The sequence below is a fragment of the Streptomyces sp. rh34 genome, assembly GCF_002551245.1.
Classification (GTDB): domain Bacteria; phylum Actinomycetota; class Actinomycetes; order Streptomycetales; family Streptomycetaceae; genus Streptomyces.
The window spans coordinates 24,121-31,586 of record NZ_NTGZ01000065.1 but is presented as its reverse complement, the minus strand read 5'-3'; the positions used below and the strand labels follow the sequence as shown (position 1 = coordinate 31,586).

The following is a 7,466-nucleotide window of genomic DNA, read 5'->3' as shown; positions in this document are numbered from 1 at the left end:
AGATGTGTATAAGAGACAGCCGCTGGGCCGCCGGTTCCGCCGCGACGGCGGCCGGGGCGAGGGCGATCGCGGCGCAGGCGGTGGCGGTGACGGCGGCACCGATGGCTGACACACGTCGGATGATGGTCATGTCGTTCCCCGATTTCTCGAACGGTCACTGCGCGACGCCTGGTCGGGCGCCCGGATCCTCACCCACCGGAGTGGTGTGAGTCACACAACGTCAGACAGGCCGAAGGGCACGGCAGTTGTGCTCGGAGAAGCCTGTTACGAAGTCATGACACAGGCGGACAAGATCACCTTTTCCGGCCCGGCGGCCGACGGCCGACGGCCTACGTCTTATGCCTGCTGCCTGCTGCCCGGTGCCCGGTGCCCGGTGAGCTTCGACCGGGCCCGGGTCGCGGGCGGGATCAGCCGACGATGTTGTACAGGTCGAACTGCTCCCAGGAGCCGGTGACGTCGGCGGAGCGGGCGCGCAGCGTGTACTGGAGCGGACCCGTGTAGCTGTTCTCCATCGCGACGAAGAGGTTGTTCAGGGTGGACCGGAGTGCGTAGAGGTTCAGGTCCTCGTTGTGGTAGATCACGAACCGCTCCCAGCCGCCCGCCGTCGTCGAGCGGGCCCGCAGCACGTTCTGCGCCTGGCCGGTGAAGTTCTTTTCGACCGCCACGTAGCGGTTGTTCGCGAGGGACTTGAGGGCAAAGGTGTCGCCGGCCTCGTCCCACTCGAATGCGAAGCTCTCCCACGCGCCGAAGACATGGGTGGAGCGGGCGCGCAGTGCGCCGGTGTGGGGCGCGGCGTAATTCACCTCGGTGGTCGTGAACTGCCCGTTGCGCACCGACTTGATGGCCACGGGGCCGGACTCGTCGGCCGGGGTGGAGGCGCTTCTGCCGGAGGCGGACAGGGACTTCTGTCTGTCGGAGGCACCGGTGATGCGCGCCAGGTCGGCCTCGTCCACCTTCTCCCAGCCTGCGGGGACGCCGGTTGCGGAGACTCCGCTCGCGGAGGCGCCGGCCGCGCGGTCGTTGTGGGGGGCGGCTCCGGCCGCCGGGGCGGCCAGGGCGGAGGCGGTCAGCAGGGCGCTCAGGGAAAGGAGGGCGGAGGTCATGCGTCGCACAGGTCTTCCTCGCTTTTCATTGCCACGGATCCCGGAGTCCGGAATGCGCGGAGAGTGGAGAGAAAGGGTCCGGCCGTCGCTCGATCGCTCGTACGCCCGGAACCTCGAAGTGGCCTCAGGGTAAGGGCATTTCGAGAACCCCGGCAAAGGATTTCAGGGTGGCTCGGGAATTCCGGAGACGGTCGCGCCGAATATGTTATTCCGCTGCTTTCCGTTAAGAAATGCGACCCGCTCCGTCTTTGTCGCGGACACTTCGCGCCCCCGGTCGCAGCGTGCTGCGGTGGGCCCGGTTGACGGCCATCAGGGCGTCCAGGGCGTCCCGGGTGGAGCGGAGGTCGTCGATGTGCGCGGAGAGCCGCTCCCGCTCCAGCCCCATCCGCTCCATCGCCGCGTCGGAGGTCTCCTCGCTGGGAGCCTCGACGCAGGGCAGCAGCTCCATGATGGTGCGGCTGGACAGGCCGGCGGCGTAGAGCCGCTGGATGAAACGGACCCGCTCGACCTCGGCGTGCGTGTAGTGCCGCTGGCCGCTCGGGCTGCGGCTGCTGGTGAGGAGCCGCTGCTCCTCGTAGTAGCGCAGGGACCGGACGCTGGCCCCCGTGACGGCCGAGAGTTCTCCGATGCGCATGGTGTGGCCCCTCCGCTCCCCGCCGAGAGGGGCGCCGTACGGGCTTGCCCCTCACATTGATGTCAGGTTTTAGCGTAGCGCCGTACCCGGTTCACGGGTGCTTCGGAGCTGATGGAGCCAGGAGATTCGCGCTATGAACCAGAGCCTTTTCGACAGCTACCGCCTCGGTGACCTGCGGCTGCCCAACCGGGTGGTGATGGCGCCGATGTCCCGCGTCCGGGCCGCCGCCGGAGGGCTGGCGACGTCGTCGATGGCCACGTACTACGCGCAGCGGGCGACCGCCGGGCTCATCGTGAGCGAGGGGGTGCAGCCGAGCCTCGTCGGGCAGTCGAACCCCGGTACGCCGGGTCTCCACACCGATGAGCAGGTCGCCTCGTGGCGGCCGGTGACCGCCGCGGTGCACGCCAACGGCGGCCGGATCTTCGCCCAGATCATGCACGGCGGCCGGGTCTCGCACCCGGACACCACCGGCCTGCGGCCGGTCGGGCCCTCCGCCGTCGCGGCGACCGGCGAGGTGTTCACCCCGACGGGCCCGCAGCCCGTGCCGGTGCCGCGCGCCCTGGAGACGGCCGAGGTGCCCGAGCACGTCGAGTCGTACGCGTCGGCTGCCCGCCGAGCCGTCGACGCCGGGTTCGACGGCGTCGAACTCCACGGTGCCAACGGTTATCTGATCTCCCAGTTCCTCTCCTCGAACGCCAACCTCCGGACCGACCGGTACGGCGGTTCCCTCGCCAACCGGGTGCGGTTCGCCGTTGACGCGATGGCGGCGACCGTCGACGCGGTGGGCCCGGCCAGGACCGGCATCCGGCTCTCGCCGGGCGGGGCGTTCTGGGGCGTCGAGGAGCGGGACGTACCCGAGCTCTACACCGTACTGCTGCGGGAGTTGGCGCGTCTGGAGCCGGCCTACGTGCACCTGGAGGCGACGGCCGACGAGGACGTGCTGGTCGCCCTGCGCCGGGCGTGGCCCGGAACGCTGATCATGAACCCGGTGCTGCCGATGGGGCCCAAGCGCGCCGACCGTTCGGACGCTGACCGCTGGCTCGGGCTGGGCGCCGATCTCATCAGCTTCGGCCGGGCCTTCATCGCCAACCCGGACCTGGTCGAGCGGATGCGCGCCGGGCTGCCGATCGCTCCGGAGGAGGAGGCGACGTACTTCCAGGGAGGTGACACGGGGTACGTCACCTACGCCTCGTACCAGCACGCGAGCTGAGCCGGGAGCGGGGCCGGGGGGCCGCCTCCGGCGCGGGCGGGGGCGCCCGCCCCCTTCCTGAGGTGACGTGTACCCGTCAGAATCCAAGGGCCCAGGGGGTCAGGCGCCCCCTACCCCCACGGCCCTTGGAGGCACCCCGGATGTCCAGCCCCAGCCCCGCACGCACGTCCGAGCCCCTGCCCGGTCCCCTGTCCCGGCCCTCCCGCAGAGGCTTCCTGGCCGGTGCCCTCGCCGTCTCCGCCACCGCGCTGATCGGCGCGGCGCCGGCCGTCGCCGCCACGCGGGAGGCAGTGCGCGGAACGTGGGACTGGATGGCCGCCCTGCCCGACGGCACCGCGCTCAGGCGGCTCACGATCCCGGGCACGCACGACTCGGGGGCCCGGTTCGGCGGCCCCTGGTCGGAGTGCCAGAACACCACGATCGCCCAGCAGTTGGAGAGCGGGATACGTTTCCTCGACGTACGGTGCCGGATCACCGGGGGCTCGTTCGCGATCCACCACGGAGCCGCGTTCCAGAACCTGATGTTCGGCGACGTCCTCGTCGCCTGCCGGGACTTCCTGGCGGCGCGGCCGACCGAGACCGTGCTGATGCGGGTCAAGCAGGAGTACTCCTCGGAGAGCGACGCCGCGTTCCGGGCGGTCTTCGACGACTACCTGGACGTACGCGGCTGGCGGTCCCTGTTCCGCCTCGACCCCACCCTGCCCGACCTCGGCGGAGCCCGGGGCAAGGTGGTGCTGCTCGCGGACAACGGAGGGCTGCCCGGGGTGCGGTACGGAGACCAGGCCCTCTTCGACATCCAGGACGACTACATGGCGGAGCCGTTCGCCAAGTACCCGAAGATCGAGGCCCAGTTCCGCAAGGCGGCCCAGCAGCCGGGCAAGTTCTACATGAACTACGTCTCCACCGCCGCCCTGATGCCGCCCCGCTGGAACGCCGACCGGCTCAACCCGCAGGTGCACTCCTTCCTCGACCGCGCCGAGACCGCCGGGTGGACGGGGCTCGGCATCGTCCCGCTGGACTACCCGAACCAGCGGTCCGGCCTGGTGGAGTCGCTGATCCGGCACAACCCGACGGGGTGAGGGGCGGTCCGCCCGGATTCACATCCCCGGCGGCGGCGTCGGCGCCCCCGGCAGCGTGAGCGCCGCCACGGTGCCGGGGCCGTCGTCCGGGGCCGGGCGCAGGGCGATCGTGCCGCCCGCCTGGTGCACCGTACGGGCCACGATGGACAGGCCCAGGCCCGAGCCGGGGAGCTGGCGGGCGGTCGGGGAGCGCCAGAAGCGTTCGAAGACGTGCGGGAGATCCTCGGCGGGGATGCCGGGGCCCCGGTCCCGGACGGTCAGCTCGCCCCGGTGCAGCCGCACGTCGATCGTGCCGCCCGGCGGGCTGAACTTCACCGCGTTGTCCAGGACGTTGACGAGGGCCCGCTCCAGGGCGGCCGGTTCCGCGCGTACGTACCAGGGGGCCAGGTCCTCCGTGATCGTCAGCTCGGGGCCGCGCAGGCGGGCGCGGCGCAGGGCGGTGCGGGTGGTCTCGTGCAGGGCCACCACCTTGAGCGGGCCGGGCTCGGCCGCGTCGGGACGGGCCAGTTCCTGGAGGTCGCCGATCAGCGCGGCCAGCTCCGTCATCTGGGCCTTCACCGAGGCCATCAGCGCCTTGCGGTCCTCCGGCGGGATCATCCGGCCCGTCTCGTCGCTGCGGGCCAGCAGCTCCACGTTCGTCCGGAGCGAGGTCAGCGGGGTGCGCAGCTCGTGGCCCGCGTCCGCGATCAGCTGGGCCTGGCGGTCGCGGGAGGAGGCGAGCTGGGCCGTCATCGAGTTGAAGGAGCTGGACAGCCGGGCGATCTCGTCCTCGCCGTCCACCGGGATGCGTACGGTCAGGTCCTCGGTACGCGCCACGTGCTCGACGGCCTCGGTCAGCTCGTCGACCGGCCGGAGCCCGGCGCGCGCGATCCACAGCCCGGCCGCGCCCGCGCCGACGACGCCGATGCCGGAGACGATGAGCAGGACCCAGGCGAGCTGGGTCAACGGGTCGGTGACCTGCTTCATGGAGACGGCGACGGAGACGGCGACGCCGGGTCGGCCCTGGCCCGCGGGTGAGGTGTGGACGCGCATCCGCGTGCCGTCCTCGGCCGTCGTGGTGTGCGTGGCGTCGTCGCGGAGCCCGGCGGCGACGGCCCGGTCGGCCGGCTCGATCGGGATGGCGGACCTGCCGGGCACCGTACACGGCTTCTCGCCCACGGCCGGAACCAGCTGGATCGTGTACGGGCCGGTCACGATCTGGAGTTCGCCGGGCAGCCCTCTCGTGCAGGACGTCGCCAGCAGCCCAGCCGTGTCCGGGTCCAGCCTCACCTGGGACAGCGTCGTGTCGAGCTGCTCGGTCAGCCGGTCGCGGGTGGTCAGCCAGCAGGCGGCGGCCACCGCGGCGACCGCCACCGCGACCGCCGTCGCGACCAGCATCGCGAGCCGGGAGCGCAGCGGCAGGGCCCGGAAGCGGCGCACCGGGCTCACCCCTCGCAGCTCCCGCCCGCTCTTCTCGGTGGGTACCGGTCCGCCCATCCCTCGCGGCCCCCGCCCGTCCTCCTCGGTGGGCGCCGGTCCGCTCACGCCTCTCCGCTCCCGCCCGCACGCAGCGCGTACCCCACCCCGCGCACGGTGTGGACGAGGCGCGGCTCACCGCCCGCCTCCGTCTTGCGGCGCAGATACATCACGTACACGTCCAGGGAGTTGGAGCTCGGCTCGAAGTCGAAGCCCCAGACGGCCTTGAGGATCTGTTCCCGGGTCAGCACCTGGCGCGGGTGGGACAGGAACATCTCCAGCAGCGTGAACTCGGTACGGGTCAGCTCGACCCGCCGCCCGCCCCGGGTGACCTCGCGGGTCGCCAGGTCCATCCGCAGGTCGGCGAAGGAGAGGACGTCGTCGTCGGGGGCGTCCGTGCCCGCCGCGGACGCGTAGGAGCTGCGGCGCAGCAGGGCCCGGATGCGGGCGAAAAGCTCGTCCAGCTCGAACGGTTTGACCAGGTAGTCGTCCGCCCCTGCGTCGAGGCCGGTGACCCGGTCCCCGACGGTGTCGCGGGCGGTGAGCATCAGGATGGGCGTGGTCGAGCCGGTGGCCCGGATGCGGCGGGCGGCGGTGAGGCCGTCCATCCGGGGCATCTGGATGTCCAGGACGATGAGGTCGGGGGCGTAGGCGTCGGACATCGCCAGGGCGTCGTACCCGTCGACCGCGACCTGTGTCCCGTATCCCTCGAAGGCGAGGCTGCGCTGGAGCGCCTCGCGCACGGCCGGCTCGTCGTCGACGATCAGGATGCGCTGGGGATCGTCTTCGGCGGGGCTCATGGTTGCTGGTCCTCTTCTCGTGTTCTGTCCCGACCCGGTCCGCCCGGTCCGCGGGGGTGTCTCAGCCTCGCACGGCCGGGGCGCCGCGCGGGATCAGGAACCGTCGCCCGCGCGCAGGGTGTCCAGGTCGGCCTTGAGGGTGTCCACCGGGATCGCGAAGCCGAGGCCCACGCTGCCCGCCGCGGAACCGCTGCCGGCCGCCGAGGAACTTGGCGCGTACATCGCGGAGTTGATGCCGATGATCTCGCCGTCCATGTTGATCAGCGCACCGCCGGAGTTGCCGGGGTTGAGCGAGGCGTCCGTCTGGATCGCCTTGTACGTGGTCGTCTCCTCGCCCGTGTCGCCGTTGAACTGCTGCCCACCGAACTCGAACGGCCACTGCCCGTCGCCGCCGCCCTGCCCGCCCTGGCCCTGTCCGGAGCTGCCGGAGTCGTCCTTGGCGACCGTGACGTCCCGGTCGAGCGCCGAGACGATGCCGCTGGTGACGGTGCCGGTCAGGCCCTCCGGCGAGCCGATCGCCACGACCTGGTCGCCGACCTTGACCTGGGAGGAGTCGCCGAGCGTGGCCGTCTTCAGGCCGCTCGCGCCCCGGAGCTTGATGAGCGCGAGGTCCTTGCCGGGGTCGGTGCCCACGACGTCGGCCGTATAGGTCTTGCCGGTGGAGAGGGTGACCTGGATCTGCCGCGCGCCCGAGATGACGTGGTTGTTGGTGACGATCTCGCCGTCCTCGGTGATCACGACTCCGGACCCGGTCGACCTGCCCGCCGACGAGGCCGCGCCGATCTCCACGATCGTGGGCGAGACCGCCTCGGCCACGCCCGACACGGTGCCCTTGCTGCTCTGCGAGACGGTGGTGCCGTTGACCGCGCCGCCCGAGCCGGTGGCTCCGGCGCCCCCGCCGTTCAACCGGCCGACGAGGGTCGCGGTGCCGCCGCCGATCACGCCCGCCGCGAGCGCCACCGCCGCCAGCAGCGCGACCGGTCGCTTCGCCCGGCGCCTGGTGGTGGCGGCGGTGGGGGCGTACGGGGGCGGCGGCGGGTAGCCGCCCCGGGTGCCGTCGTACGCCGTGCCGTAGCCGTACGGGGTCGGGTCCTGGTCCGTCGTGTACGCGCCGCTGGGGCGAAGGTTCTCCGTCATGTCCACCAGGCTGGTCAGCGAAGATGAGAAGGGCCTGAGTACGTCCTG

The 7,466-nt window shown here is 72.0% G+C and carries 7 protein-coding genes; 2 read left to right on the top strand and 5 right to left on the bottom strand.

All coding sequences use genetic code 11. From position 1 onward, the window contains the following. Window positions 1-407 precede the first annotated feature (407 nt). Window positions 408-1,103, bottom strand: a complete 696-nt coding sequence (locus CR470_RS15080; RefSeq protein ID WP_097868108.1) for a fascin domain-containing protein — start codon at window positions 1,101-1,103, stop codon at window positions 408-410. Window positions 1,104-1,326: 223 nt separating this feature from the next. Beyond that, a complete protein-coding gene (locus tag CR470_RS15075; protein ID WP_097868107.1) occupies window positions 1,327-1,737 on the bottom strand; it encodes a MerR family transcriptional regulator in 411 nt (136 codons plus the stop codon). 133 nt (window positions 1,738-1,870) lie between these two features. On the opposite strand from CR470_RS15075, the gene CR470_RS15070 reads away from it, so the two are divergent. Continuing rightward, window positions 1,871-2,947, top strand: a complete 1,077-nt coding sequence (locus CR470_RS15070) for an alkene reductase (protein WP_097868106.1) — start codon at window positions 1,871-1,873, stop codon at window positions 2,945-2,947. A 140-nt stretch (window positions 2,948-3,087) separates the two neighbouring features. Next, on the top strand, window positions 3,088-4,026 hold the full coding sequence (locus tag CR470_RS15065; protein ID WP_097868105.1) for a phosphatidylinositol-specific phospholipase C: 939 nt from the start codon (window positions 3,088-3,090) through the stop codon (window positions 4,024-4,026). Between the two features lie 18 nt (window positions 4,027-4,044). Here CR470_RS15065 and CR470_RS15060 read toward each other — a convergent pair whose 3' ends face one another. The 3 genes from CR470_RS15060 to CR470_RS15050 form a co-directional block, all read right to left on the bottom strand. Then, entirely contained in the window at window positions 4,045-5,502 is a 1,458-nt protein-coding gene (locus tag CR470_RS15060) for a HAMP domain-containing sensor histidine kinase (RefSeq protein WP_097868104.1), read from the bottom strand. A gap of 44 nt (window positions 5,503-5,546) precedes the next feature. Next, complete coding sequence (locus CR470_RS15055) at window positions 5,547-6,281, bottom strand: response regulator transcription factor (protein WP_097868103.1); 735 nt, start codon at window positions 6,279-6,281, stop codon at window positions 5,547-5,549. Window positions 6,282-6,374: 93 nt separating this feature from the next. Continuing rightward, window positions 6,375-7,418, bottom strand: coding sequence for a S1C family serine protease (locus CR470_RS15050; protein WP_097868111.1), 1,044 nt, complete (start codon window positions 7,416-7,418; stop codon window positions 6,375-6,377). Between the last annotated feature and the right edge of the window lie 48 nt (window positions 7,419-7,466).

What these genes read in the sequence shown, in the direction of transcription:
- CR470_RS15080 (WP_097868108.1), bottom strand. Translation starts at nt 1,103, where the DNA reads ATGACCTCCGCCCTCCTTTCCCTGAGCGCCCTGCTGACCGCCTCCGCC.
- CR470_RS15075 (WP_097868107.1), bottom strand. Translation starts at nt 1,737, where the DNA reads ATGCGCATCGGAGAACTCTCGGCCGTCACGGGGGCCAGCGTCCGGTCC.
- CR470_RS15070 (WP_097868106.1), top strand. Translation starts at nt 1,871, where the DNA reads ATGAACCAGAGCCTTTTCGACAGCTACCGCCTCGGTGACCTGCGGCTG.
- CR470_RS15065 (WP_097868105.1), top strand. Translation starts at nt 3,088, where the DNA reads ATGTCCAGCCCCAGCCCCGCACGCACGTCCGAGCCCCTGCCCGGTCCC.
- CR470_RS15060 (WP_097868104.1), bottom strand. Translation starts at nt 5,502, where the DNA reads ATGGGCGGACCGGTACCCACCGAGAAGAGCGGGCGGGAGCTGCGAGGG.
- CR470_RS15055 (WP_097868103.1), bottom strand. Translation starts at nt 6,281, where the DNA reads ATGAGCCCCGCCGAAGACGATCCCCAGCGCATCCTGATCGTCGACGAC.
- CR470_RS15050 (WP_097868111.1), bottom strand. Translation starts at nt 7,418, where the DNA reads ATGACGGAGAACCTTCGCCCCAGCGGCGCGTACACGACGGACCAGGAC.